20 protein-coding genes and 1 pseudogene are annotated in these 25,578 nt (G+C 72.3%); 9 read left to right on the forward strand and 12 right to left on the reverse strand.

The genetic code is table 11. The features are described 5' to 3' along the window. The first annotated feature begins 14 nt into the window (after positions 1-14). Complete coding sequence (tesB, locus tag BJ965_RS24620; RefSeq protein WP_184910828.1) at positions 15-896, forward strand: acyl-CoA thioesterase II; 882 nt, start codon at positions 15-17, stop codon at positions 894-896. Here tesB and BJ965_RS24625 read toward each other — a convergent pair. Together BJ965_RS24625 and BJ965_RS24630 are read right to left on the reverse strand one after the other, a co-directional pair. Then, on the reverse strand, positions 889-1,677 hold the full coding sequence (locus tag BJ965_RS24625) for a phosphatase (protein ID WP_184910830.1): 789 nt from the start codon (positions 1,675-1,677) through the stop codon (positions 889-891). The two genes, tesB and BJ965_RS24625, sit on opposite strands and share 8 nt — an antisense overlap. Before the next feature lie 93 nt (positions 1,678-1,770). Continuing rightward, complete coding sequence (locus BJ965_RS24630; RefSeq protein WP_184910832.1) at positions 1,771-3,255, reverse strand: PucR family transcriptional regulator; 1,485 nt, start codon at positions 3,253-3,255, stop codon at positions 1,771-1,773. Between the two features lie 249 nt (positions 3,256-3,504). Between BJ965_RS24630 and speB the strand changes: the two genes are divergently transcribed. Further along, complete coding sequence (gene speB / locus BJ965_RS24635) at positions 3,505-4,485, forward strand: agmatinase (protein ID WP_030838119.1); 981 nt, start codon at positions 3,505-3,507, stop codon at positions 4,483-4,485. After that, positions 4,482-6,167, forward strand: coding sequence for a thiamine pyrophosphate-binding protein (locus BJ965_RS24640; protein ID WP_184910834.1), 1,686 nt, complete (start codon positions 4,482-4,484; stop codon positions 6,165-6,167). Before speB ends, BJ965_RS24640 begins: the two co-directional genes overlap by 4 nt. Positions 6,168-6,204: 37 nt before the next feature. On the opposite strand, the gene BJ965_RS24645 is transcribed toward BJ965_RS24640, so the two are convergent. Together BJ965_RS24645 and BJ965_RS24650 are read right to left on the reverse strand one after the other, a co-directional pair. After that, positions 6,205-6,807: a hypothetical protein gene (locus BJ965_RS24645; protein WP_184910836.1), complete on the reverse strand. Its 603-nt coding sequence runs from the start codon at positions 6,805-6,807 to the stop codon at positions 6,205-6,207. Positions 6,808-7,006: 199 nt separating this feature from the next. Then, on the reverse strand, positions 7,007-7,660 hold the full coding sequence (locus tag BJ965_RS24650) for a DUF7691 family protein (RefSeq protein ID WP_449343239.1): 654 nt from the start codon (positions 7,658-7,660) through the stop codon (positions 7,007-7,009). Positions 7,661-8,045: 385 nt separating this feature from the next. Here BJ965_RS24650 and BJ965_RS24655 point away from each other — a divergent pair, with 385 nt between their 5' ends. After that, on the forward strand, positions 8,046-8,897 hold the full coding sequence (locus tag BJ965_RS24655; RefSeq protein ID WP_184910840.1) for a serine hydrolase: 852 nt from the start codon (positions 8,046-8,048) through the stop codon (positions 8,895-8,897). Positions 8,898-9,123: 226 nt separating this feature from the next. Here the strand turns inward: BJ965_RS24655 and BJ965_RS24660 are convergent, their stop codons facing one another. Further along, entirely contained in the window at positions 9,124-9,489 is a 366-nt protein-coding gene (locus BJ965_RS24660; protein ID WP_184910842.1) for a hypothetical protein, read from the reverse strand. A 141-nt stretch (positions 9,490-9,630) separates the two neighbouring features. On the opposite strand from BJ965_RS24660, the gene BJ965_RS24665 reads away from it, so the two are divergent. The 4 genes from BJ965_RS24665 (at position 9,631) to BJ965_RS24680 (ending at position 16,040) form a co-directional block, all read left to right on the forward strand. Continuing rightward, complete coding sequence (locus BJ965_RS24665) at positions 9,631-13,350, forward strand: ABC transporter ATP-binding protein (protein WP_184910844.1); 3,720 nt, start codon at positions 9,631-9,633, stop codon at positions 13,348-13,350. A gap of 112 nt (positions 13,351-13,462) precedes the next feature. Continuing rightward, entirely contained in the window at positions 13,463-13,852 is a 390-nt protein-coding gene (locus BJ965_RS24670; protein ID WP_184910846.1) for a hypothetical protein, read from the forward strand. Between the two features lie 117 nt (positions 13,853-13,969). Further along, positions 13,970-15,397: a S28 family serine protease gene (locus BJ965_RS24675; RefSeq protein WP_184910848.1), complete on the forward strand. Its 1,428-nt coding sequence runs from the start codon at positions 13,970-13,972 to the stop codon at positions 15,395-15,397. A gap of 97 nt (positions 15,398-15,494) precedes the next feature. Continuing rightward, the gene (locus BJ965_RS24680) at positions 15,495-16,040 is read left to right on the forward strand and encodes a DUF4760 domain-containing protein (protein ID WP_184910850.1); all 546 of its coding nucleotides are present in this window, start codon (positions 15,495-15,497) and stop codon (positions 16,038-16,040) included. A gap of 23 nt (positions 16,041-16,063) precedes the next feature. On the opposite strand, the gene BJ965_RS24685 is transcribed toward BJ965_RS24680, so the two are convergent. From BJ965_RS24685 to BJ965_RS24715, 7 genes and pseudogenes are all read right to left on the reverse strand, one after another. Continuing rightward, on the reverse strand, positions 16,064-16,729 hold the full coding sequence (locus BJ965_RS24685; RefSeq protein ID WP_184910851.1) for a hypothetical protein: 666 nt from the start codon (positions 16,727-16,729) through the stop codon (positions 16,064-16,066). 113 nt (positions 16,730-16,842) lie between these two features. Next, the gene (locus BJ965_RS24690) at positions 16,843-18,675 is read right to left on the reverse strand and encodes a glycoside hydrolase family 3 protein (RefSeq protein ID WP_184910853.1); all 1,833 of its coding nucleotides are present in this window, start codon (positions 18,673-18,675) and stop codon (positions 16,843-16,845) included. Between the two features lie 330 nt (positions 18,676-19,005). Further along, positions 19,006-19,212: pseudogene (locus tag BJ965_RS24695) on the reverse strand (LysR family transcriptional regulator); the annotation flags it as partial. 84 nt (positions 19,213-19,296) lie between these two features. Further along, positions 19,297-20,481, reverse strand: a complete 1,185-nt coding sequence (locus tag BJ965_RS24700) for a hypothetical protein (protein ID WP_184910855.1) — start codon at positions 20,479-20,481, stop codon at positions 19,297-19,299. A 217-nt stretch (positions 20,482-20,698) separates the two neighbouring features. Further along, the gene (locus BJ965_RS24705; RefSeq protein WP_184917499.1) at positions 20,699-21,496 is read right to left on the reverse strand and encodes a sugar phosphate isomerase/epimerase family protein; all 798 of its coding nucleotides are present in this window, start codon (positions 21,494-21,496) and stop codon (positions 20,699-20,701) included. A 32-nt stretch (positions 21,497-21,528) separates the two neighbouring features. After that, positions 21,529-22,680, reverse strand: coding sequence for a dihydrodipicolinate synthase family protein (locus tag BJ965_RS24710; RefSeq protein WP_184910857.1), 1,152 nt, complete (start codon positions 22,678-22,680; stop codon positions 21,529-21,531). Next, complete coding sequence (locus tag BJ965_RS24715; protein WP_184910859.1) at positions 22,677-23,828, reverse strand: Gfo/Idh/MocA family protein; 1,152 nt, start codon at positions 23,826-23,828, stop codon at positions 22,677-22,679. The genes BJ965_RS24710 and BJ965_RS24715 overlap by 4 nt, the downstream gene beginning before the upstream one ends. Positions 23,829-24,165: 337 nt before the next feature. Here BJ965_RS24715 and BJ965_RS24720 point away from each other — a divergent pair, with 337 nt between their 5' ends. Further along, positions 24,166-25,215: a LacI family DNA-binding transcriptional regulator gene (locus BJ965_RS24720; RefSeq protein WP_184910861.1), complete on the forward strand. Its 1,050-nt coding sequence runs from the start codon at positions 24,166-24,168 to the stop codon at positions 25,213-25,215. Positions 25,216-25,578: the final 363 nt, after the last annotated feature.

Genomic DNA, 25,578 nt, shown 5'->3' on the forward strand with positions numbered 1-25,578 from the left:
GGTACAACTACCCCATGAGCCAGGCACTACAGGACCTCCTCGATCTGCTCGACCTCGAGCAGATCGAGGAGGACATCTTCCGCGGCCGCTCCCGGTCCGCCGTCGTCCCCCGGGTCTTCGGCGGGCAGGTCGCGGCCCAGGCACTCGTCGCCGCCGGACGCACGGTCCCCGAGGACCGGCCCGCGCACTCGCTGCACGCGTACTTCCTGCGCCCCGGCGACCCCGGCGCGCCCATCGTCTACACCGTCGACCGGATCCGCGACGGCCGCTCCTTCACCACCCGCCGGGTGGTCGCCGTCCAGCACGGCAAGCCGATCTTCCACCTCTCGGCGTCCTTCCAGACGTACGAGGACGGACTGGATCACCAGGAGCCGATGCCCGCCTCGCCCGACCCCGAGAGCCTCCCGACCGGCGCGGAGCGGCTGCGCGGGTACGCGCATCTCGACCCGGCCGTGGTGGAGAAGTTCATCGAGGCCCGCGCCGCCGTCGACCTGCGCTACGTCGACGAACCGCCGTACGGGAAGTTCGGCGAGCCGCGCGAGCCGCACTCGCAGGTGTGGTTCCGGACCAACGGCAAGCTCGCCGACGACCCCCTGCTGCACGTCGTCCTCGCCACCTACGTCTCCGACATGACGCTGCTCGACTCCGTGCTGCTCGCGCACGGGCGCGGCGGCTGGGCCGTCGGGGACGTCGTGGGGGCCTCGCTCGACCACGCGATGTGGTTCCACCGGCCGTTCCGCGCCGACGAGTGGCTGCTGTACGACCAGGAGTCCCCGTCCGCGTACGGCGGCCGGGGACTGGGACAGGCCCGCATCCACACGCAGGACGGGCGGCTCGCCATCACCGTGATCCAGGAGGGCGTGGTCCGCGTCCCGCGTGAACCGGGCGCTAGCTGAGACCCGCCTCCGACAGCAGGTACGCCGTCATCGGGTCGTAGTGGCGGGGGCTGATCACGTGGTCGTCGAGGGGCACCGTCACCTGCACGGTGCCCTCGGCCTCGGCGATGAAGAGGGCCGGGTCGTTGCAGTCCGCGTAGCCGACGGAGTCCACGCCGTGCTGGCCCGCGTAGCCCGCCCAGCCGTGGTCGGCGACGACCAGGTCGGGCAGCGGGCGGCCCTCGCGCTCCAGGCCCTTCAGGATCGCCTTCATCGGTTCGCCCGAGTGGGTGTGCCACAGGGTGGCGCCGTGCTCCAGCACCGCCACGTCCGCGAACTGCATGACGTAGCCCTCCTCGGTCGTCAGCCCCTCCGGGATGACGACGATCTCGCAGCCGGCCGCGCGCAGGGCCGCCGCGGTCGCGCGGTGCACGTCGAGCAGGCCGCCGGGGTGGCCGGTGGCGAACAGGACGCGCTGCTGCCCGTCCGCCGCCTTGCGCAGCCGCCCGGCCAGCCGCTCCAGACCGTCGACGGTCAGCTCCGGGTCGATGGTGTCCTGGCCGTACCGGTACTCGGGGTCGTCGTTCACACCGACCCGCTCCGCCATCACCGCGAGGACGTCCTGCTCGTCGCTCCAGCGGTCGCCGAGTTCCAGCCCGAACCAGTAGTGGCGGTCGCTGTTCGCCAGCTTGCGGTAGTGGGAGAGGTTGTTCTCGCGGGGGGTGGCGACGTCGCCCGCGATGCGCGTCCTGACGAGGTGTTCGACGAGTTCGGCGCGGCTGGGTGTCCCGGATATCGGCATGGCATCCATTGTGAGGCAGCCGACTGTGGGCGTCCCTGGCGTATCGCACGCTGGGATGTGCGTCACGTACTCAGCGGGACACCGCTCACGTACTCAGACGTGCCGCAGCGCGAACCAGAGTTCCATCCGTACGTCCGGGTCGTCGAGGTCCGTCGCGAGCAGGGCCGCACAGCGGGTGATGCGCTGGCGCACGGTGTTGCGGTGCACGGACAGGGCGACGGCCGTGCGGTCCCAGCTGCCGTGCAGGGAGAGCCAGGTGCGCAGGGTCTCGGTGAGCGCGGGACGGGCCGTGACGGGGGCGAGCAGGGCGCGGGCGTGGGCCGCCGCCTCACCGGGCGGGACCAGGTCGGCGAGGGCGGCGCGTGCGCCGTGCCGGAGCAGCGGGGCGCGGGTGGCGCGGGCCCGGGCCAGGGCGCGGGCGGCCTGGGTGTCGGCGGTGGGCCAGTCGTGCGGTTCCACGGCGGCGCTGACGCCCAGGGTCCAGCCCGGCAGCGGGGCTGCCGGTGCCCGGTCGGCCGGGACCAGGACCCGTACGACGTCCCCTGCCGGGTCGACCAGCGCGGACCCGAGCGCGGCGCCGAGCGCGGAGGCGGCGACGGGGTCGGGGGCGCCGTCCCCCTCCGGCCGGGCCCGCACGACGACCCACGGCCCGTCGCCGAGCAGCGCCGCGACCTCCTCGGGCGGCTCGCCCAGCAGCATCCGCACCAGCGCGGAGGAGCGGGCGGCCCCGGTGCCGCTCTGCTGCTCACCGGTGAGCAGCGACAGCAGCACGGCCGCGACGGAGGCGACGGTGTGGTCACCGGGGGTCCGCTGCGGCGCGGCGACCCCGAGCACGAACCCGTGCCCGGCGCCGAGGGCGTAGGAGGCGAGGTGGCTGCCCGCGACGGCGTCGGTCGCGGAGGCGGGAGCGGGACGCTCGCCCGGGCCGCCGGCCGGCCGTACGACGTCAGCCAGCCGCGTGAGCGCCCCGCGCACCTCGTCCCCGGGTTCGCGCCCCGCCCGCGCGATCTCCGCCCCCTCCGGGGCGTACAGCACCGTCCATCCGCCCAGTCGCTGCGCGAGTCGGCGCAGCACCGACGGGACCGGGTCGGGGCGGGACGCGGCGGCGGCGAGGCTCTGCTGGGCCTCGGTGACACGGCGCAGTTCGGCGAGACGGGCCTGGGCCATCAGCTGCCAGACGGCCCGGGCCACGCCGGAGAAGGTGGTCCGGGGCGGCACCTCCAGCAGCGGCAGACCGTGCGCCGCACACGCCGCGATCAGCGCCTCCGGCACCGTGTCGTGCACCGGCGCCACCCCGAAGCCGAGAGCGGCGCCGCCCGCCGCCGTGATCCGGGCGACATAGTCGTCGAAGTACCCGGCTGCGGAGCCCGCCGCCTCCGGGATGTGCACGCCGGCCGAGAGCAGCAGTTCCCCGCCCAGCAGATACGGATACGGGTCCGCCATCTCAGAGGTGTGCACCCAGCGGATGACGACACCCTCGGCGGACGGCCCCGCGAGCTGCCGCAGCGCCAGGTCCTCGCGGGCCAGCAGTTCGCTCAGCGGTACGGGTGGGGTGGGCGGGACCGCCGGATCCGGCATGGTGTGCGTTCCCTCCATCCAGCACCGACTCGAATGGATGAAACGTACACTTCGCCGCCGCTGCCCGGCCACCTAGGGTCAGTGCTCGTCCCGCGCCGGCGAGACCGACGCCGCCGTCCTCACCGCCTGGCGCGAGCGGCTCACCGGGCGGTCTCCCGAACGCACGTCCGAACCCGTCCCGGCCCCCCGGTAAAGTCATAGGGCAAGCAGTACATACGCGATGAAGCGTAGGAAAGAAGGCATTTCTCCATGAGCAGCAACGAGACTCCGCGCGGGCCCGTCGACTCCTCCCGCGTTCCGCGGTACGCGGGGCCGGCGACCTTCGCCCGGCTGCCCCGGCTGGACGAGGTGGGCCGGGCCGATGTCGCGGTCGTGGGCGTGCCGTTCGACTCCGGCGTCTCGTACCGGCCGGGCGCCCGCTTCGGCGGCAACGCGATCCGTGAGGCGTCCCGGCTGCTGCGCCCGTACAACCCGGCGCAGGACGCGTCCCCGTTCGCCCTCGCCCAGGTCGCGGACGGCGGCGACATCGCCGTGAACCCGTTCAACATCAACGAGGCCGTGGAGACCGTCGAGGCCGCCGCCGACGACCTGCTCGGCACCGGCGCCCGCCTGATGACCCTCGGCGGCGACCACACCATCGCGCTGCCCCTGCTGCGCTCGGTCGCGAAGAAGCACGGCCCGGTCGCGCTGCTGCACTTCGACGCGCACCTCGACACCTGGGACACCTACTTCGGCGCCGAGTACACGCACGGCACCCCGTTCCGGCGCGCCGTCGAGGAGGGCATCCTCGACACCTCCGCCCTGTCCCACGTCGGCACCCGCGGCCCGCTCTACGGCAAGCAGGACCTGACCGACGACGAGAAGATGGGCTTCGGCATCGTCACCTCGGCGGACGTCTACCGGCGCGGTGCCGACGAGGTCGCCGACCAGCTCCGCCAGCGCATCGGCGACCGGCCGCTGTACATCTCCATCGACATCGACTGCCTCGACCCGGCCCACGCGCCCGGCACCGGCACCCCCGAGGCCGGCGGCATGACCTCGCGCGAACTGCTGGAGATCCTGCGCGGCCTGGCATCCTGCAACCTGGTGTCGGCCGATGTCGTCGAGGTGGCCCCCGCGTACGACCACGCGGAGATCACGTCGGTGGCGGCGTCCCACACCGCCTACGAACTGACCACGATCATGTCGCGCCAGATCGCCGCGGCCCGGAAGGACTCGGAAGCGAAGTGACTCACGACCACGACCTGGTGCTCCGCCCCACGCCCGCCCAGACGGAGGCCGCCCTCAATCCTCCTCCCGGCCGCACCGGCGGAGACCTGGTCGTGGAGACGCTGGCCGGGCTGGGCGCGACGACCGTCTTCGGTCTGCCCGGCCAGCACGCCCTCGGCATGTTCGACGCGCTGCGCCGCTCGGACCTCAGGTACATCGGCCTGCGGATGGAGAACAACGCCGGGTTCGCGGCGGACGCCTACGGCCGGATCACCGGTGAGGCCGCGCCGCTGCTGCTGTCGACCGGCCCGGGAGCCCTGACCTCCCTGGCCGCTCTCCAGGAGGCGGCGGCGGCCTCCGCGCCCGTGCTGGCGATCAGCAGCCAGATCCCGACGGCGGGCCTGGGCGGCGGCCGGCACGGCTACCTCCACGAACTCCCGGATCAGGCCGCCTCGTTCCGGGGCGTGGTCAAGTCCGTCCACACCGTCCGCACCCAGTCCCAGATCCCCTCCGCGATCGAGGCGGCCTGGACCTCGGCGCTGACCGCCCCGCACGGCCCGGTGTGGGTGGAGATCCCGCAGGACGTGCTGCTCGCCGAGACGGCGATCCCGGTCGTGACGGGCGGCGACGCCTTCCCCGAGGAGCTGCCGCCGCGCCCCGAACTGACCGCCGTGGCCGCCGATCTGCTGTCCAAGGCGGCCCGTCCGGCGATCATCGCGGGCGGGGGAGTGGTCCGGGCGGACGCCTCCGGCAAGCTGAGGCAGCTGGCGGAGCGGCTCCGGGCGCCGGTCGTCACCACCCCCGGCGGCAAGGGCGCGTTCCCCTGGACACACCCGCTGTCCCTCCAGTCCTGGATCGAGGACCGGCACACCACCGACTTCCTGGAGGACGCCGACGTCCTCCTGGTCGTCGGCTCGGGCCTCGGTGAACTCTCCTCGAACTACCACACGTTCAAGCCGCGCGGCCGGGTCGTCCAGATCGAGGCCGACCTCGGCAAACTGGAGTCCAACCACCCGGCACTGGGCATCCACGCGGACGCCCGCCTCGCGTTGCAGGCGCTGCTGGAGACGGTGTCCGAACGGCAGGACCCGGGAGCCGAGGAGCGCGTACGGGAGGTGCTCGCGAAGGTCGCCGAGCGCATCGCCGCCCAGGAACTCACCCTGGAACAGGACGTGCTGGCGTCCGTCCGCAAGGCCCTTCCCGCGGGCTCCCCGTCCTTCTGGGACATGACGATCCTGGCCTACTGGGCCTGGTCGGCCTTCGACGCCAAGGGTCCCAACCACATGCACTCCGCCCAGGGGGCGGGCGGCCTCGGCTACGCCTTCCCGGCGGCGCTGGGGGCGGCGGTGGCCGACCCGACCCGCCCGGTCCTCGCCGTCTCCGGCGACGGCGGGGCCCTGTACTCCATCGCCGAGCTGGCGACGGCCCGCCAGTACGACCTGAACGTCACCTGGCTGATCGTGGACGACGGCGGCTACGGCATCCTGCGCGAATACATGAACGACGCGTTCGGCGAGGCGACCGCGACGGAACTGACCCGGCCGGACTACGTGGCCCTGGCGGAGTCCTTCGGTGTCCCCGGGGTGCGGACGACCCCGGAGAGCCTGGAGCAGGACCTCGCCAAGGCGCTTGCCGCGCCCGGGCCTTCGGTGGTCCTGCTCCCGGCCGTGCTGCGGATGTTCGCGCCGACGCACCTGGGGTGAGCGCCGGGCGGTCCGGTCCCGGGGCCGGGTCCGGACCCTAGAGGCCGTCGCGGACCATCGCGGCGACGATGTGGACGTGGCGGTCGGCGGCGGTGCCCGACCACTCGTTGTCGTAGTTCAGGCCGTAGGGCCAGAAGTGGCCGCCGCCGGTGGAGATCTTGGCGCCGGAGCCGTCGTACTGCCGGACGAGGGCGGTGGCCTGGCCGCCGGTCCAGGTGCCGCTGCCGCCGAGGCGGGACCAGCCCGAGCTGGTGCCCACGCCGATGGTGTGCGCGATCTCGTGCAGGGCCGTCCGCTCGTTCATGTAGCTGCGGTTGCTGCCGAAGCGGATCGTGCCGTTGATGTTGCCGTCGGCGGTGGGGACGCCCGGCTCGTAGCGGACGGTGAGGGTCTTGCCCAGGTCGCTGAGGTTGTTGTAGCGGGCCACGGCCGCGTTCATGGCCTTGGTGATGAGGTCGTAGGCCGAGCGCTGGTCCGCCGTGGGGTTGCTCGCGCGGACGAGGGACCAGGTGATGGTGGCCGCCGCGGCGCGTTCCCGGGCGGGGGCGGGCGGAGCCTGGGGAGTGGCGGCCTGGGCGACACCGGGGCCGGCCAGCAGAGCAGCGGTGAGGGCGGCTACGAGGGCCTTGCGTGGGCTCATGTGCGGATCCTCCTGTGGGGTGGTCGTCACGAAACTTGCGAAACTTCGCACGACGTTCGGGATCTCGGACAAACGGCGCCGCCTGCGGGACGCCTCCAGGACGGCGGCTATGTAAATCCCTTGTCTGACACGGCAGTTGGCGCGCTGTCGACGGCAAGTATCCCGGCGGGAAAGGCGGAGTCAAGAGTTCCGGCAGAGGTCAGTGGAACCAGAAGAGCAGCGTGTCGGGGTTCGTCCCGAGCTGCCGCGCGCTCTCCCACTCCTGCGCCTCGAACCGCATGGCGTCGACGAACCGGCGGGCAGCGCCACGGAATTCGGGGTCGAGGCGGTCGAGTACGCGTGTGTAGGCGTCCGCGAGGTCGGCGGCGCGCCGGGCCGGCAACGTGCCGATCGAGGGCACCGCGTCGCCGGGGTGGGGCAGCCGCAGCGGCGGGCCGCTGAACAGGAACGTGCCCGGGAGGAGGTCGGACGGCACACCGTACCGGGCCAGTTCGTCGTCCATGGCGTGGAACCAGGACGGGCGGCGCCAGGCGCCGAGGTCGGTGGGGTCGGAGAAGTGCGCCGCGACGGCCTGGTAGAAGGCGTAGCTGTACGCGGGGCAGAGGTCGGTGCTCGGGGTGCCGTCGATCAGTTCGTCGAGGGCCCGGCTGATGGAGACGTCGAGGTCGATGCCCTGCTCCTGGAAGCGGGCGTCGGTCCGCTCGCACTCCGTGCGCACCCGGGCGAGGGTGCGCTCCTGCTGCTCGGTCCGCTCCACCGCCGTGAGCAGCCGCACCACCGTTCTCATGTCGCCGGTGCTCATCTCGAGGCAGTAGCCCACCGCTGCGTTTCCCTTCACCCGTTCGCCGGACACCCGGTGTACATGATCGGGGACGCGGGAACGGCCCCGGACCGAGGGGCGGGGCCGTTCGACGGCGTGCGGTCGCGCCGGGACGGCTGACGTCGGACGCGTCCAGGCGGTAGACGGCCGACTGGCCGGACTGCGAAGAGGATTCGGAGCCGTTGCCGGAGGCCGTCCTCGTACTGTTGCTGTAGTCGCTCTCCTTCACCGTGGTGCCGTGCTCTCGCGCCCAGGCCGTCGTTCAACGAGCGGAAGAGCCAGGCCGGGCCTTCCGGTTCCCGGTGCCGCTCGGCGAAACCGGCCGTCGCCCGGGAAGCCGGATGGCCTCCGGTAACGACTCGTACAAGCCTTCGTCACCCCTACAACCATTCGCCCGCGTCCGGGAGTCATGGGGAGCATGACTTCTGGGATATCCCGCCGCGCGAGAGTGCTCGCGGCGGCCGTGGGTACGGGCGTTCTCGTGCCGCTCGTCGCCGCCGCCACGCCCGCTTCCGCCGCCCCCGCGGCCGTGACCTGCACGTCCGCCAAGGCCGGGCTCGCCGCCAAGCTGAAGAAGGACATCACCGCCGCGCTCGCCACCCGCAAGGGCACGGTGGCCGTCGGCCTCTACGACCGCAGCACCAACACGACCTGCACCCTGCGCGCGAGTTCGGCCTACGACTCGGCCAGTGTCGTCAAGGTCACCGTCCTCGCCGCGCTGCTGTGGGACGCGAAGAAGGCGAACCGGTACCTCACCGACCGCGAGAACACCCTCGCCAAGGCGATGATCACCAAGTCGGACAACGCGGCGACCTCCACGCTGTGGAAGCAGCTCGGCATGACGAAGATCAAGAACTTCCTCACGGCCGCCGGCATGACGCAGACCAAGCCCGGCGCGAACGGCTACTGGGGTCTGACGCAGATCACCGTCACCGACGAGCAGAAGCTGCTGAAGCTCCTCACCGCCAAGAACGCGGTCCTCAGCGACAACTCCCGCGCCTACATCGTCAAGCTGATGGGCCAGGTCGTCTCGTCCCAGCGCTGGGGCACCCCGTACGGAGTGCCCTCGGGCGTCTCGGTGGCCGTCAAGAACGGCTGGCTGCAGCGCTCCACGAACGGATGGCGGGTGCACAGCGTCGGCGCATTCAAGGGCGGCGGCCACGACTACGTGATGACCGTGCTGTCCCACGGCAACAGCACGATGAACTACGGCATCGCCACCATCCAGGCCGTGGCCAAGGTCATCCACAAGGATCTGGCGGCGAGCTGACGGCGCCTAGCCGAGGACGTCCAGGAGCCTCCTGACGATGGCGAGGATGGTGTAGAGCGCGGGGGGAAGAATGTTTTCCATATCCGGGCAAACGACCACAAGACGGGCGAGTGCCTCTCCGTGTGGCCGACTCACCGGAACGGCCGACCTTCACCTGGCCACCCACCCGACGCCACCGGCCCGCCCCACGGTGGCGCCCATGCCGCGGGCCCCACTTCCGGCGTGCTCACATCTCCCAGCCCAGCAACGGAACGCGGACCCCGGTGAGCAGGGCCAGAGCCATCACCGCCGACAGCACCAGCACCGCGGCGAGGCGCACGACGCCCAGTGCGTCCACCGCGGTGCGCAGCGGCGGCCAGGGCGGCAGACGCAGCGACCAGGTCACCGCGACCGAGAGCGCGAGGAGCAGGGCCAGGTGCGCGATCTCCGCATCTCCGGACATCTGGCGCGGCGCGCTCGGGTCGAGGTCGTAGCCCTCCGCGTACATCGCGAAGGCGAGCACCCGCCAGCACAGGGCGGCGCACAGGGCCACCACGCTCTCGGCCCGCGCGAAGCGCGGCCGACGTGTCACCTGGGCGAGTGAGGGCATCATGGCCGGGGAGCCTAGCCCGGGCCTAGGCCGTGAGTCGGGGGTTCCTGGTCCTCTGGTCGGGGAAGCGGCGTCGCGGGATGAAATCGGGTGTGTCCCGCGTTGACGCCTTCCGGCAGCTCAGGACGGACGGAAGGCACCGGTGTGACACCGAAACGGGGATGGGCACGACGACTGTGGGCCTATGCGTGGCGCCACCCGAAGGACGTCGTGCTCGCCCTCGGATCCTCGCTGGCCGGCATGGCCGTGATGGCCCTCGTCCCGCTGATCACCAAGGTGATCATCGACGACGTCATCAGTGACCACAGCAGGGACATGACCACCTGGGCCGGCCTCCTCGTGGTCGCCGCCCTGGTCGTCTACGTCCTCACCTACATCCGCCGCTACTACGGCGGCCGTCTCGCCCTCGACGTCCAGCACGACCTGCGGACCGAGATGTACGACACGATCACCCGGCTCGACGGCCGTCGCCAGGACGAGCTGTCCACCGGCCAGGTCGTCGGCCGCGCCACCAGCGACCTCCAGCTGATCCAGGGCCTGCTCTTCATGCTCCCGATGACCATCGGGAACTTCATGCTCTTCCTGATCTCCCTGGTGATCATGGCGTGGCTGTCCGTGCCGCTCACCCTGGTCGCCCTGGCCGTCGCCCCCGCCCTCTGGTGGATCGCCAGGCGCAGCCGCACCCGGCTGCACCCCTCCACCTGGTACGCCCAGGCCCAGGCCGCCGCGGTCGCGGGCGTGGTCGACGGCGCCGTCAGCGGCGTACGCGTGGTGAAGGGCTTCGGGCAGGAGGAGCAGGAGACCGGCAAGCTCCGGGAGGTCGGCCGCCGGCTGTACGCGGGCCGCCTGCGCACCATCCGGCTGAACTCGGTCTACACCCCGGCCCTGCAGGCCGTCCCCGCCCTCGGCCAGGTCGCGATGCTCGCGGTCGGCGGCTGGCTGGCGGTGCGCGGCCACATCACGCTCGGCACGTTCGTCGCCTTCTCCACCTACCTCGCCCAGCTGGTCGGCCCGGTCCGCATGCTCGCGGTGGTGCTCACCGTCGGCCAGCAGGCCCGCGCCGGCACCGAGCGCGTCCTGGAGCTGATCGACACCGAGCCGTCGATCGAGGACGGCCACAAGGACCTGCCCGCCGACGCCCCGGCCACGGTCGAGTTCGACGACGTCTCCTTCGGCTACGACGCCGACCGCCCTGTCCTCGACGGGCTGAGCTTCGAGATCCGCCCGGGCGAGACCCTCGCCGTGGTCGGCTCCTCCGGCTCCGGCAAGTCCACGGTCTCCCTCCTGCTGCCGCGCTTCTACGACGTCACCCGCGGGGCCGTCCTGGTCGGCGGGCACGATGTGCGCGAGCTGACGACGCAGTCGCTGCGCGCCGCGATCGGCCTCGTCCCCGAGGACTCCTTCCTCTTCTCCGACACGGTCCGCAACAACATCGCCTACGGCCGCCCGGACGCCACCCAGGAGGAGATCGAGAAGGCCGCCCGCGCCGCCCAGGCGGACCGTTTCATCGCCGAGCTGCCCGAGGGCTACGACACCACCGTCGGCGAGCACGGCCTCACCCTCTCCGGCGGTCAGCGCCAGCGCGTCGCCCTCGCCCGCGCCATCCTCAGCGACCCGCGCCTGCTGGTCCTGGACGACGCCACCTCCGCTGTGGACGCGAAGGTCGAGCACGAGATCCACGAGGCCCTGAAGGGCGTCATGGAGGGCCGTACGACCCTGCTGATCGCCCACCGCCGCTCCACCCTGAACCTCGCCGACCGCATCGCCGTGCTGGACGGCGGCCGCCTCGCCGACCTCGGCACCCACGACGAGCTCCAGCGGCGCTCCGCCCTGTACCGGCGCCTGCTCACCGACCCGGACGAGTTGGGCGCGGTCTCCCCGGGCCACACCCAGCCGGCCTGCCCCGAGGAGGACACCTCCGTACGGGACGAGCTCGACGCCGAGTTCGACGCCGAGCGCGGGGTCACCCCGCGGCTGTGGACCGGCGACCGCGAGCGCAAGGACCTGGCCCTCGCCGAGAGCCCCGCCACCCCCGAGCTGCTCGCCCAGGTCGAGGCACTGCCCCCGGCCACCGATGTACCGGACGTCGACGAGGCGAAGGCCGTCCGGCCGGAGGAGTCCTACGGCCTGCGCCGGCTGCTGCGCGGCTTCGGACTGCCGCTGCTGGTCAGCCTCGCCCTGGTCGCCGCCGACGCGGGCATGGGCCTGCTGCTGCCCGTGCTGATCCGGCACGGCATCGACTCGGGCGTCACCCAGGCCGCGCTCGGCGCCGTGTGGGCGGCGGCCCTGCTGGGGCTGCTGACGGTGGCCGTGCAGTGGGCGGCCCAGATCGGCGAGACCCGGATGACCGGGCGCACCGGCGAGCGGGTCCTGTACTCGCTGCGGCTGAAGATCTTCTCCCAGCTCCAGCGCCTCGGGCTCGACTACTACGAGCGGGAACTGACCGGGCGGATCATGACCCGGATGACGACCGACGTGGACGCGCTGTCGACGTTCCTCCAGACGGGCCTGGTCACGGCCTTCGTCTCGGTCGTCACCTTCTTCGGGATCATGGTCGCGCTGCTGGTGATCGACGTGGAGCTGGCGCTGGTCGTCTTCGCGACGCTGCCGCCGCTGATCATCGCCACGTTCTTCTTCCGCCGGGCGAGCGTGAAGGCCTACGAGCTGGCCCGCGAGCGGGTGTCGGCGGTCAACGCCGACCTCCAGGAGTCGGTGTCCGGGCTGCGGATCGTGCAGGCCTTCCGGCGCGAGCGGGACGGCGGGCGGCGGTTCGCCGAGCGCAGCCACAGCTACCGCGAGGCCCGTATCCGGGGCCAGTGGCTGATCTCGGTGTACTTCCCGTTCGTGCAGTTCCTGTCGTCGGTGGCCGCGGCGGCCGTGCTGATCGTGGGCGGGGCCCGGGTCGACGACGGAACCCTCGCCATCGGCTCGCTGGTGGCGTACCTGCTCTACATCGACCTGTTCTTCGCGCCCGTGCAGCAGCTCTCCCAGGTCTTCGACGGCTACCAGCAGGCGACCGTGTCGCTGGGCCGCATCCAGGAGCTGCTCCAGGAGCCGACGTCGACGAAGTCCGCCGACGAGCCCATGGAGGTCCTGTCCCTGCGGGGCGAGATCGCCTTCGAGGACGTGCGCTTCGCCTACGGCGACGACGAAGAGGCTCTGGGCGGGGTCGACCTGCGCATCCCCGCCGGGCAGACCGTCGCCTTCGTCGGCGAGACCGGCGCGGGCAAGTCGACCCTCGTCAAGCTCGTGGCCCGCTTCTACGACCCCACCGGCGGCCGGGTCACCGTCGACGGCACCGACCTGCGGGACCTCGACCTCACCTCGTACCGGCACCGACTGGGGGTCGTCCCGCAGGAGGCGTACCTCTTCCAGGGCACCGTCCGCGACGCCATCGCCTACGGCCGCCCCGACGCCACCGACGCCGAGGTCGAGGCGGCGGCCCGGGCGGTCGGCGCGCACGACATGATCGCCACGCTGGAGGGCGGCTACCTCCACGAGGTCGCCGAGCGCGGGCGCAACCTCTCCGCCGGGCAGCGCCAGCTGATCGCGCTGGCCCGCGCCGAACTGGTCGACCCGGACGTGCTGCTGCTCGACGAGGCCACGGCCGCCTTGGACCTGGCCACCGAGGCCCAGGTCAACCAGGCCACCGACCGGCTCGCGGGCCGCCGCACCACCCTCGTCGTCGCCCACCGCCTCACCACCGCCGCCCGCGCCGACCGGGTCGTCGTCATGGACCACGGCCGGGTCGCCGAGGACGGCACGCACGAGGAGCTCCTCGCGCGCGACGGCCGGTACGCGGAGCTGTGGCGGACGTTCATCGGCGCCCCCGAGCCGGAGGAGCCGGTCGGCGCGTCCCGCTGACGGCGCCGCCGGGCCGCGTTTTCGTAACGCTCGTGCAACCGTCCGACATACGTCATGCGTCCGTACAGGCGTACGCCGATGGTCGCGGACGACGCGGTACGGGAGGACGACAGTGCACAGTGGAGCGATACGCCGGCGGCTCGCGCTCGGGCTGGCCGTGCTGACCGCGTCCGGACTGCTCGCCGTCGCGGCGCCGGGTGACGCACAGGCCGCCACCGCGCTCTGCCCCGGGCGCAAGGTCCGCACCCTGCCGTTCTCCACCGGGACCGTGCTCGTCTACAAGCGCGGCGGCTACGTGTGTGCCGTCACCCGCCCCAAGAAGCCCGGCGCGCCGCGCAAGATGTCGGTGAGCGTGCAGGCGCGGGGCAACCGTCCCGTCGTCGACGAGGGCAGGTACGCCCACCACGCGGGTCCGGTGACCGTGCACGCCGGGCGCCGCTGCGTCTGGCTCAAGGGACAGGTCGGCAGAGGGAAGTTCAGCTCCGGCTGGATCCTCTGCTGACGTCCCGCGCCCGGCGACACGCCCCCCGCGCGTAGAGGGTTTTCCCTATGTCCCCTGGTGCTCCGGTGAGTTGGTCCGCTAGCTTCCGGCGCACATCTGTCTCACAGGGGAGTGCGCATGCGCAAGGCGCTCAGATGGCTGCTGGCGCTCACGGTGCTCATAGGCACACTGGGCACGGCGGGAGCGGCCACCGCCGCCGACGCCGCCGGCACCACCGACATCAAGGAGAGGCTGCTCTCCATACCGGGCATGAGCCTGGTCGAGGAGAAGCCGTACACCGGCTACCGCTTCTTCGTCCTGAACTACACGCAGCCGGTCGACCACCACAAGCCCTCCAAGGGCACGTTCCAGCAGCGCATCACCGTGCTGCACAAGGACGTCTCGCGCCCGACGGTGTTCTTCACCAGCGGCTACAACGTCTCCACGACGCCCCGCCGCAGCGAGCCCACGCAGATCGTGGACGGCAACCAGGTCTCCCTGGAGTACCGCTTCTTCACCCCGTCTCGGCCCGCCCCGGCCGACTGGTCCAAGCTGGACATCTGGCAGGCCGCCAGCGACCAGCACCGCGTCTTCAAGGCCCTGAAGGGCATCTACTCCAAGAACTGGATCTCCACCGGCGGTTCGAAGGGCGGCATGACCGCCACCTACTACGAGCGCTTCTACCCGCGGGACATGGACGGCGTCGTCGCCTACGTCGCCCCCAACGACGTGGTGAACAAGGAGGACTCGGCCTACGACCGCTTCTTCGCCCGCGTCGGCACCGAGGAGTGCCGCGACCGTCTGAACGGCGTGCAGCGCGAGGCGCTGGTGCGTCGCGAGCCGCTGGAGAAGAAGTACGCGGCCTACGCCGAGGAGAACGGTCTGACGTTCACCACCATCGGCAGCCTGGACAAGGCCTATGAGGCGACCGTCCTCGACTACGTGTGGGGCTACTGGCAGTACAGCCTGCTGTCCGACTGCGACCAGATCCCGGCCGACGCCAAGAACGCCACCGACGAGGCCATCTGGGACTCCGTCGACACGATCTCCGGCTTCTCCGCCTACGCCGACCAGGGCCTGACGACCTACACGCCGTACTACTACCAGGCCGGCACCCAGCTCGGCGCGCCGACCATCCACTTCCCGCACGTCGAGAAGCGGTACATCCGCTACGGCTACCAGCCGCCGCGCAACTTCGTCCCCCGGGACATCCCCATGAAGTTCCAGCCGTCGGCGATGCGCGACGTGGACACCTGGGTCCGGCACCACGCCCGCCAGATGCTGTTCGTCTACGGCCAGAACGACCCGTGGGGCGCGGAACCCTTCCGCGTCGGCAAGGGCGCGAAGGACTCCTACGTCATGACCGCCCCCGGCATGAACCACGGCGCCAACGTCGCGGGCCTCGTGCCCGAACAGAAGGCCCTGGCCACCGCCCGCATCCTCGACTGGGCCGGTGTCGCCTCCAGCGCGGTGCAGGACGACCCGCAGGCGGCCAAGCCGCTGGCGAAGTTCGACGCCAAGCTCGACAAGCGGGACGTGCAGCGTGAGATGACGCTGCGTCCGTAACCGTCCGCCGCATGCACACGACCGCCCCTCGGTCCCGGGACCGAGGGGCGGTTCGTATGTTCCTGCGCCTGCGGTGAATGCTCCGTACGGTGACCGGATGGACAGTTCTGTCGTCTTCAACACCGTGACCACGGCCATCGCGGTCGTCGCAGTGGTGACCTCCATCGTGTTCAGTGCACGGCAGGCCCGTACCGCGAAGCACGCCAACCACATATCGGTGCTGGTCGATCTGCTCAGGGAGTTCCGGTCCGCGGAGTTCCACGAACAGCACGACTACGTGTGTGCCCGTCTGGGCGCCGAGCACGACCCGGCCGACGGGGTACGCGGGTTACCGGCCGAGGCCAAGGCGGCCTTCTGCAGCGTCGTGTACTACTACCAGTCGTTCGCCAACCTCGCCGTCTTCGGTCTGCTCGACCAGACCCTGCTGGTCACGGTCCTGCGCACCCGGATCGTCTCGGTCTGGAAGGCCGTCGGGCCCTTCGTCGAGCGGGAGAGGGAGCTGCGGGACGAGGGCAGCGAGGGAACCTATCTGTCGGCCTTCGAGGAACTGGCCCGGCTGGCGGCGGACCTGCCCCCGGAGCACATCCGCAACCAGATGGCCGAGGCCAGGAGACGACTGTCACGCAGAGGGCTGATGGGCTGACACGGACGAGGGCGGAAGCCCGCTCACAGCGGCCGGGCGCACCCCACCGGCCGCTTCCCGCCCAGCCGCACGTACAGCGCGGTCGGGCCGGGGCAGTCGGCCCGTCCGGCGACCGCCCGGATCACCTTGTACTGCGGCTCGCGCCGGCCCGTGCCGTCGCAGGCGGTCTCGCGGACCTGTCCGTCGCCGGAGCCGTACACGCAGTCGCCGACGATCGTGCGGGGGCCGCCCCCGCCACCGGGGTCACCGGGGTGCGGCGGCTGGAGGTTGCGCATACAGGCGTAGCCCTGGGGGACCGCCCCGTCGCCGTCCTCGTCGGACGCGGGCCGCTGCTCGCTGATGTGCAGCACGAAGTCGGTGGCCTCCGGGCAGCGCGGCCCGTCCCGCACCGTGCCGTCGTGCCGTGCCACGACCCGGGCCGCCGCCCGCTCACCCGTGCACGGCACCTCGGTGAAGCTGGTCGTGCCGAACGAACTGCACTCGCCGACCGCGAGGAACACCGCCCCGTACCCGGACGGCCTGGTCGGTGCCGGCGACACCGTGCTGGTCTCTCCGGCCGTCCCGGTCGCCGGCCCGCCCAGCCGGCCGTCCTCCGCCACGCCTCCCGACGGACTCTGGCAGCCGGTCAGCAACACGCCGAGCAGGACCAGAACCCCGCGGACCACCCCCACACCACTTCGCTCACGCATCGCCGTCCCCCCGAGTGTGCTCGCCCAGCGTGACCCGCCGTAGCGGGTGCACGCCAGGCACATGGGGCGGTTTGCGCCCGTTGGGGGTGGTGCGCCCGGGCTGTGGCGTACGTCTAGTACGACAGCCCGTAGCCGACGGGGTACAGCACCTGCTCCGGATCATCCGCCCGCTGCACCGGCACCGGCAGCTTCCCGCGCGGCTTCACCCGCCCGGCGATCACCCGTGCGGCGGACCGCAGTTCGACGTCGGTCCAGGAGTACGCGGCCAGACAGGCCGGTGCGGACGGCAGCTGGGCCACGTCGTACGGGTTGCGGATCGCCACCGCCACGACCGGCCTCCCGGTCGCCACGAGCTGCTCGACCAGCGCCTTCTGGCTGCTGCCCGCGGTGACGTTGTACGTGGCGACCACCACCGCGTCCGCGTCCCGCGCCGCCGCGACCGCCTTGGCGATGGTGGCCGCCGAGGGGGCCGTGCCGGTCGACAGGGCCGTGGCGGTGAAGCCCAGTTCGCTCAGCGCGCCCGCGAGTACGCCCGTGGGCGGTCCCGTCGTGCCGGACGGCGAGGCCGGGTCCGCGCCGACGACCAGCACCTTGGGGTACCGGCGGCGCGACAGCGGCAGCAGCCGCCCCTCGTTGGCGAGCAGTGTGGTCGTCCGCTCGGCGATCCGGTCGGCCGCCGCCAGATGCGCCCGGGTCCCGACGGTCCGGTCGACCCCGCCCTGACCGACGTAGGGCGAACGGAACAGCCCCAGCTTGGACTTCAGCCGCAGCACCCGCAGGATCGATTCGTCGAGCCGGGCCTCGGTGAGCTCGCCCTCGCGCACGGCCGTCAGGACGGCGTTCCAGGCGAGGTCGAGGTCGGGCGGGTTGAGCAGCTGGTCCACGCCCGCCTTCAGGGCGAGGACCGGTACCCGGGCGTCGCCGTACTTGCTGCGCACGCCCTCCATGCCGAGCGAGTCGGTGACCACGACCCCGTCGTAGCCGAGGCGTTCGCGCAGGATGCCGGTGAGGATCGGGCGGGAGAGGGTGGCCGGGTCGCCGGAGTCGTCCAGGGCCGGGACCATCAGGTGCGCGGTCATGATCGAGTCGATGCCCGCGGCGATCGCCGCCCGGAACGGCGGTGCGTCCAGCTTCTCCCACAGCTCCCGGCTGTGCGTGATGGTGGGGAACCCGGTGTGGCTGTCGACGTTGGTGTCCCCGTGCCCGGGGAAGTGCTTGGCCGTCGCGGCGACCCCGGACCCCTGGTACCCGGCGACCTCGGCGGCCACCAGCGCGGACACCGCCCGCGGGTCGGCACCGAAGGACCGTACGCCGATGACCGGGTTGGCCGGGTTGACGTTCACGTCGGCCACGGGGGAGTAGTCCTGCCGGATCCCCATCGCCCGCAGCTCGGCGCCCGCGATCCGGCCGAGGACCCGGGCGTCGGACCGCGACCCGCCCGCCCCGACGGCCATGGCCCCCGGGAACAGCGTGGCGGGCTTGCCCACCCGGGCGACGATCCCGTGCTCCTGGTCGGTGGAGATGAGCACGGGCAGCCCGCGCGGCAGCTCCAGGGACGCCTTCTGGATGCCGTCGGAGAGGTCGGCGATCTGGTGCGGCTCGCGGGTGTTGTGCGCCCAGGCGAAGTAGATGATCCCGCCGACCCGGTACTTCGCCAGCAGCTCGGCGGCCGTGCGGACCCCGATCTCCTTGAGGTTGGCGTCGATGTCGGCCTGGTCGGGAGCGGTGGCGGAGTGGCCGTAGACCCGCATGACGAAGAGCTGGCCGACCTTCTCCTCCAGCGTCATGCGGGAGACGAGGGCACGCAGCCGGCTGTCGTCCGGGGCGGCGGCGTGCGCGGGCCCGGCGGCCGCGAGGGCGGCGGTGACGCCGGCCGTGGCGGCGAGGACGGTGCGTCTGGAGGGCTGGGCGGTGTTTCCCGTGCTTCCCGTGCCGGTGTCGTGCACGTGCGCTCCTTCCGGAGGTGATCCGCTCGGATCCACTGAAGGAAACTTCCAAGAGGTCACCAATATCCGGGAAGTTTCTGCCGGTCAAGGGAACGCGCAGCAACCGCACAAGGCCGCCACCGGCGCGGTTGGAGGGGGGCGCGCCGATGGCGGTGGGGCCGCCCGCCGCGGTACGGCGGAGAGGGTGGTCAGCGATCGCAGCCAGTGGCGAGGGCCGACACCGCACCGTGGTGACTCTCCGGCGGCCGGCGATTGGACGGCCACGGTCCGGCCCGGGTTCCCGACTCGGCCCGGATTTCCGCAAGTCGGTACGCGGGAGGAACCAGGGACTCAACGGGGCGGACGAGCCGCCGCATCCGGCCACCCCGCGCCGAGCACCCGGACGCGTTCCGCGGTGGCCGGACGCCGGGCCGCCCCCGCCCGCCACAGCGCGTACAGCCGCCGCACCGGCATCGGATCGGGCGGCACCTCCACCACCCCGGCGGGCAGCGGCCCGCGTCCCGGCCGCGGGATGAGCGCCGCACCGATCCCGGCCGCGAAACGAGGGTGGGCTTCTCGCTCCTGGTTCCCGGTGTCCGGCATGTCGTCGGCGTTCCCGTTCCTGGCCGAGCCGGTGACCCCCTAGGACGCCTCGACCAGCATCCCGGGCGGGCTGACGTGGAACGTGCGGGCCCGTACGCCGAAGCCCGCGTCGCCGTCCAGGTGACTGTCGTCGTCCCACGTGATCAGCACACTCTCCGGCCCGTTGCCGAAGGCCGTCGCGGTGCAGGTGTGGGACCGCCGCCCGGGGTCCGTTGTGCTGACCCGGACGGGGTCGCCGAGTGGACCCTGGCTCTCCGAGCAGACCTTGGCCATCACCGTCGGCACGGTGTCGTGCGTGTCCGCACTCTCCTCCACCCACGCCATCAGGAACCGCCCGCCCGGCAGCCGGGACAGGGACGGCGAGCTCCGGGTGAAGCCCCGGGGGTTGCCGGCCGTGATGTCGAAGGTCTCGGTGCCGTCGGGCTGGAAGATGCTCGCCGCGATCGTGGTCTGCGGTTTGCCCAGGTCGCTGGGCTGGATGCCCTCGATGTGCGCGACGACGAAGCGTCCGCTGTCGAGCAGGGTGATCGCGTTGACCCCGGTGAAGCCGCCGACATTGGGCTGGATCTCCCCGCCCAGCGGATTGCCCTCGAAGTCGAAGAACCGCAGGGTGAGCCTGCCACCGCCGATCGCCGAGGGGTCCGTCGACCAGGCGATGACCACGTTGCCGTTGGTGAGGATCGAGGCGGCGGGCTTCTCGTGGAACCCCTCGGTGGTGCTGACCGTGAACTCCGGTGTCGCCGCGCTGCCGTCCGCGTGGAACCGCCGGGCACGGATGCGCTGGTCAGGCCGCATGCTCGCCCAGGTGACCAGCACACCACCGTCGATCATGAACGCCAGGCAGGGCCGGACCTTCGGGTCCGCGTCCGCCGTCACGAGCGTCTCCGGACCGGACTTCCGGCCCTCGGTGAACCGCTGGAGCTTCACGGAGGGGCTGGGCCCGGGCGTCCCGAACGGGGTCTCCAGCCATACGGCGAACTGGCCGCTGATCCCGGCGGACAGCACGGACGGCCACAACGGCCGCACCCCCGGCCCGTCCGAGGGCTGCGAACTGACCGCGAACTCGTCCCCGAGCTTGTCGCCGTCGTCCCCCAGAAACTGCCCCTTGATGACGAATTCGCTCTCGTCCGACCACAGCTCCAGGAACTGCGTGCCGAACAGGGCGTCGACGGCGGGCTGGAGCTGGTCGCCGGACTTGGTGGTGTTCACAAGGAAGTCAGCCATGGCTGCTCTCCGAATCAGGGCGAGGGGAAGCGAGAGCGGTACGACCGGCCGAGTCCTTGGGAAAAGCGTGTCACGCCCGGGGGGCGGCTGCATCCGGAGCGGTGGGGACGTCCCGAACGCGGAGCCGCGCGTGCCCGGGCGGGCCCCACGGCCCGGACATGCCGCTGCCCCGCCCCCTGGCAGGCGGGGCGGGGCAGCGGCCCGGTGCGAGGACGGCTCAGCGGGTGTGCTCGGTGAACCTCCGCGCCGTCTCGGCCAGGACCTCCTGGCCGTCCCGGGCCCACAGGACGTCGTTGAACAGCTCCACCTCGATGGCGCCGGTGTAACCGGCCGCCTCCACGTGGTCCTGCCATTCGCGCATGTCGATCGACCCGTCGCCGATCTGGCCGCGGCCGGTGAGGACGCCCTCCGGGAGGGGCGTCGTCCAGTCGGCGAGCTGGAAGGTGTGGATGCGGCCGCCCGCCCCCGCCCGGGCGATCTGCGCGGGCGCGGTGTCGTCCCACCAGATGTGGTACGTGTCGACCGTGACGCCGACCTGGTGCGCTGGGAAGCGTTCGGCGAGGTCCAGGGCCTGGGCCAGGGTCGACACCACACAGCGGTCCGCGGCGTACATGGGATGCAGCGGCTCGATGGCCAGGCGAACGCCGTGCCGCTCCGCGTACGGGCCGAGTTCCGACAGGGCGTCCGCGATGCGCTCACGGGCGCCGTACAGGTCCTTCGAGCCCGCGGGCAGACCGCCCGAGACCAGGACCAGCGTGTCCGTGCCCAGCGCAGCCGCCTCGTCGATCGCGCGGCGGTTGTCGGCCAGGGCCGCCGCCCGCTCCCGCGGATCGACGGCCGTGAAGAAGCCGCCCCGGCACAACGTCGTCACCGTCAGGCCCGCGTCCCGGACCAGCTTGGCGGTGGCCTCCAGACCGTGCGCCTGCACCGGCTCGCGCCAGAGCCCCACGTTGCGGATGCCCAACCGGGCGCAACCGTCGGCCAGTTCCGGCAGCGACAGCTGCTTCACCGTCATCTGGTTGATGGAGAAGCGCTCCAGCGACCCGCTCACTGGTTCACCCCGTACATGCTCAGCAGCGTCTTCATCCGCTCCTCCGCCAGCTTCGGGTCGGGGAACAGCCCCAGCCCGTCGGCCAGTTCGTACGCCGTCGCGAAGTGCGGCAGCGAGCGGGCCGACTGCAGGCCGCCGACCATCGTGAAGTGCGACTGATGGCCCGCCAGCCAGGCCAGGAAGACCACGCCCGTCTTGTAGAAGCGGGTCGGGGTCTGGAACAGGTGCCGGGAGAGACCGACCGTGGGGTCCAGCAGCTCGCGGAAGCCCTGCACATCACCGGTGTCCAGGACGCGGACCGCCTCCGCCGCCAGTGGGCCCAGCGGGTCGAAGATGCCGAGCAGCGCGTGGCTGAAGCCCTGCTCGTCACCCGCGATCAGCTCGGGGTAGTTGAAGTCGTCGCCCGTGTAGCAGCGCACGCCCTTGGGGAGCCGGCGGCGGATGTCGATCTCGCGCCGGGCGTCCAGCAGGGAGACCTTGATGCCGTCGACCTTGTCGGGGTGGGCGGCGATGACCTCCAGGAAGGTGTCCGTCGCGGCGTCCAGGTCGGACGAGCCCCAGTAGCCCTCAAGTGCCGGGTCGAACATGGGACCCAGCCAGTGCAGCACCACCGGCTCGGCCGACTGGCGCAGCAGATGGCCGTAGACCTCCAGGTAGTCCTCGGGGGAGGAGGCCGCCGCGGCGAGCGCCCGGGACGCCATCAGGATGGCCTGCGCGCCGGACTCCTCGACGAGGGCGAGCTGCTCCTCGTAGGCCGCGCGGACCTCCGCGAGCGAACCGGAGGCGATCTGGTCGGTGCCCACACCGCAGGCGATCCGGCCGCCGACCGCCTTGGCCTCGGCGGCCGACCGGCGGATCAGCTCCGCCGCGCCCGCCCAGTCCAGCCCCATGCCGCGCTGGGCGGTGTCCATGGCCTCGGCGACGCCCAGCCCGTGCGACCACAGGTGGCGGCGGAAGGCGAGGGTGGCGTCCCAGTCGACCGCGGCGGGCGAGTCGGGGGAGACGTCCGCGAACGGGTCGGCGACGACGTGTGCCGCCGAGAAGACCGTGCGGGAGGTGAAGGGCGTGCCGGGGGTCACGGCGAGGGGCTCGGTGCGGGGCTCGTAGGTCCGCAACGCCCCGCCGGCGCCGGGGAGTCGGATCGTCACAGCGAGATCTCCGGAACGTCGAGACGGCGGCCCTCGGCCGAGGACCGCAGGCCCAGCTCGGCGAGCTGGACACCGCGGGCACCGGCCAGCAGGTCCCAGTGGTAGGGGGCGTCGGCGTAGACGTGCCGCAGGAACAGCTCCCACTGGGCCTTGAAGCCGTTGTCGAACTCGGTGTTGTCCGGGACCTCCTGCCACTGGTCGCGGAAGACCTCCGTGGCGGGGATGTCCGGGTTCCACACCGGCTTGGGGGTGGCGCTGCGGTGCTGGACGCGGCAGTTGCGCAGGCCCGCGACCGCGGAGCCCTCGGTGCCGTCCACCTGGAACTCGACGAGCTCGTCGCGGTTGACGCGGACGGCCCAGGAGGAGTTGATCTGGGCGATCGCGCCGCCCTCCAGCTCGAAGACGCCGTACGCGGCGTCGTCGGCGGTCGCGTCGTAGGGCTTGTCGTTCTCGTCCCAGCGCTGCGGGATGTGCGTGGCGGTGAGCGCCTGGACGGACTTCACCCGGCCGAACAGCTCGTGCAGCACATACTCCCAGTGCGGGAACATGTCGACGACGATGCCGCCGCCGTCCTCCGACCGGTAGTTCCAGGACGGGCGCTGGGCGGTCTGCCAGTCGCCCTCGAAGACCCAGTAGCCGAACTCGCCGCGCACGGACAGGATCCGGCCGAAGAAGCCGCCGTCGATGAGGCGCTTCAGCTTCAGCAGGCCCGGGAGGAAGAGCTTGTCCTGGACGACGCCGTGCTTGATGCCGGCCTCGTTCGCCAGCCGGGCGAGGGCCAGGGCGCCGTCGAGGCCGGTGGCGGTCGGCTTCTCGGTGTAGATGTGCTTGCCGGCCGCGATGGCCTTCTTCAGCGCCTCCTCGCGGGCGGAGGTGACCTGCGCGTCGAAGTAGATGTCGACCGTCTCGTCGGCGAGGACCGCGTCCACGTCCGTCGACCAGTGCTCCAGCCCGTGCCGCTCGGCCATCGCCTTCAGCGCGTGCTCCCGGCGGCCGACCAGGACCGGCTCGGGCCACAGCACGGTGCCGTCGCCGAGGTCGAGGCCGCCCTGCTCGCGGAGGGCGAGGATGGAGCGGACCAGGTGCTGGCGGTAGCCCATGCGCCCGGTCACGCCGTTCATGGCGATACGCACCGTCTTGCGTGTCACGTCGTTCCCTTCGTACGCGGTCGTCGCGCCGCGTACGCCCCACCCGTCACGGGCGGCCCTCTGGGGACCCGTGGACTGGTGAGCGTTGCAGCAAGCGCTTTCTATATACGAAGAAGCTAGCCTCTGAACCGCGGTCCGGACAAGACCGTGACCAGGACGAGTTGTTCGAGGGGGCGAACAACCCGGGGTCGGGGGCTTAAGGTCTGCACGGAACCTTGGCCATGGGTTCGTCGGGACAGGGGCGGTCGACCTGCTGTTCCCTTCGGAACCATGGCCGGTGGTCTGGGTGTGTACGAGGGCGGAGACGAGACGAGATGCGCGACCGGAGGACGACGAGATGACGGTGACCCTGGCGGACGTGGCGGCCCGCGCGCAGGTCTCGCCCGCGACGGTGTCGCGCGTGCTGAACGGGAACTACCCCGTGGCCGCGTCCACCCGGGAGCGGGTGCTGAAGGCCGTGGACGAGCTGGACTACGTGCTCAACGGGCCTGCCAGCGCCCTGGCCGCCGCCACCTCCGACCTGGTCGGGATCCTGGTGAACGACATCGCCGACCCGTTCTTCGGGATCATGGCGAGCGCGATCCAGGCCGAGATCGGCGGGCCGGGCGGCCGGGCGGGCGGGGAGCGGCTCGCGGTGGTCTGCAACACGGGCGGCTCCCCGGAGCGGGAGCTGACGTATCTCACGCTGCTGCAACGGCAGCGGGCCGCGGCCGTGGTGCTGACCGGCGGGGCGATCGAGGACGCGGCACACCAGGCGGCCATGGACGCGAAGGCGCGGAAGCTGGTGGAGGCCGGGACGCGGGTCGTGCTGTGCGGACGCCCGCCGGCTCCGGAGACCGGGGCGATCGCGCTGACCTTCGACAACCGCGGCGGCGGGCAGGAGCTGACCGAGCACCTCATCGGGCTCGGACACCGGCGGCTCGGCTACATCGCCGGCCCCGAGGAGCGCACGACCACGCGGCATCGGCTGGAAGGACACCGGTCCGCGCTGTCCGCACACGGGATCGAGGAGGATCCCCGGTGGACCGTGCACGGGCGCTACGACCGGCGGTCCGGCTACGAGGCGACGCTGGAGCTGCTGCGGCGTGACCCGTCGCTGACGGCGGTCGTCGCGGCGAACGACTCCGTCGCCCTGGGGGCGTGCGCTGCCCTGCGCGACTCCGGCCTGCGGATCCCCGAGGACGTGTCGGTGGCGGGGTTCGATGATCTGCCGTTCAGTATCGACGCGGTGCCGTCGCTGACGACGGTGCGTCTGCCGCTGGCGGAAGCCGGGGCCCGGGCGGGACGGATCGCGATGGGGCGCGAGGAGGCACCGCCCGGGGGGATCGCGTCGGTGCGGGGGGAGCTGATGGTGCGGGGGTCCACCGGGGTGCCGCGGCCTTCTTGAGGCGCTGTGGTGTGAGGGGGCTCGGGGTTCAGGGCGGCGGGTTGCCCCCGCCGGTCAGGCCACGCTGGGTAGGTCCGCCGTCCGGCCACGCCGGTCAGGCCCTGCTGGGTGGGTCTCGCTGGGTAGGTCCGCCGTCCCGGCCCCGCCGGTCGGGCCCTGCTGGGTAGGTCCCGCGCTGGGTAGGCCCGCCGTCCCGGCCCCGCCGACCAAGCCCCGGTGGGTAGGCCCCGCCGGTCATGCCCCGCTGGGTAGCCCCCGTCGATCACGCCCCGTCGATCACGCCCCGCCGGGCAGGCGCCTCCGGTGCGTGCCCCGCCGGGCAAGCCCTCCGGTGCGTGCCCCGCCCGGGAACGTGTCGGGGGG

It is taken from the genome of Streptomyces luteogriseus (assembly GCF_014205055.1).
GTDB lineage: Bacteria > Actinomycetota > Actinomycetes > Streptomycetales > Streptomycetaceae > Streptomyces > Streptomyces luteogriseus.

Excerpts from the sequence above, each read along its gene's own strand:
- BJ965_RS24720 (WP_184910861.1), top strand. The coding sequence starts at position 24,166 with ATGACGGTGACCCTGGCGGACGTGGCGGCCCGCGCGCAGGTCTCGCCC.
- BJ965_RS24675 (WP_184910848.1), top strand. The coding sequence starts at position 13,970 with ATGCGCAAGGCGCTCAGATGGCTGCTGGCGCTCACGGTGCTCATAGGC.
- BJ965_RS24705 (WP_184917499.1), bottom strand. The coding sequence starts at position 21,496 with ATGACGGTGAAGCAGCTGTCGCTGCCGGAACTGGCCGACGGTTGCGCC.
- BJ965_RS24625 (WP_184910830.1), bottom strand. The coding sequence starts at position 1,677 with ATGCCGATATCCGGGACACCCAGCCGCGCCGAACTCGTCGAACACCTC.
- BJ965_RS24680 (WP_184910850.1), top strand. The coding sequence starts at position 15,495 with ATGGACAGTTCTGTCGTCTTCAACACCGTGACCACGGCCATCGCGGTC.
- BJ965_RS24685 (WP_184910851.1), bottom strand. The coding sequence starts at position 16,729 with ATGCGTGAGCGAAGTGGTGTGGGGGTGGTCCGCGGGGTTCTGGTCCTG.
- BJ965_RS24645 (WP_184910836.1), bottom strand. The coding sequence starts at position 6,807 with ATGAGCCCACGCAAGGCCCTCGTAGCCGCCCTCACCGCTGCTCTGCTG.
- speB (WP_030838119.1), top strand. The coding sequence starts at position 3,505 with ATGAGCAGCAACGAGACTCCGCGCGGGCCCGTCGACTCCTCCCGCGTT.
- BJ965_RS24660 (WP_184910842.1), bottom strand. The coding sequence starts at position 9,489 with ATGATGCCCTCACTCGCCCAGGTGACACGTCGGCCGCGCTTCGCGCGG.
- BJ965_RS24630 (WP_184910832.1), bottom strand. The coding sequence starts at position 3,255 with ATGCCGGATCCGGCGGTCCCGCCCACCCCACCCGTACCGCTGAGCGAA.
- BJ965_RS24700 (WP_184910855.1), bottom strand. The coding sequence starts at position 20,481 with ATGGCTGACTTCCTTGTGAACACCACCAAGTCCGGCGACCAGCTCCAG.
- BJ965_RS24655 (WP_184910840.1), top strand. The coding sequence starts at position 8,046 with ATGACTTCTGGGATATCCCGCCGCGCGAGAGTGCTCGCGGCGGCCGTG.
- tesB (WP_184910828.1), top strand. The coding sequence starts at position 15 with ATGAGCCAGGCACTACAGGACCTCCTCGATCTGCTCGACCTCGAGCAG.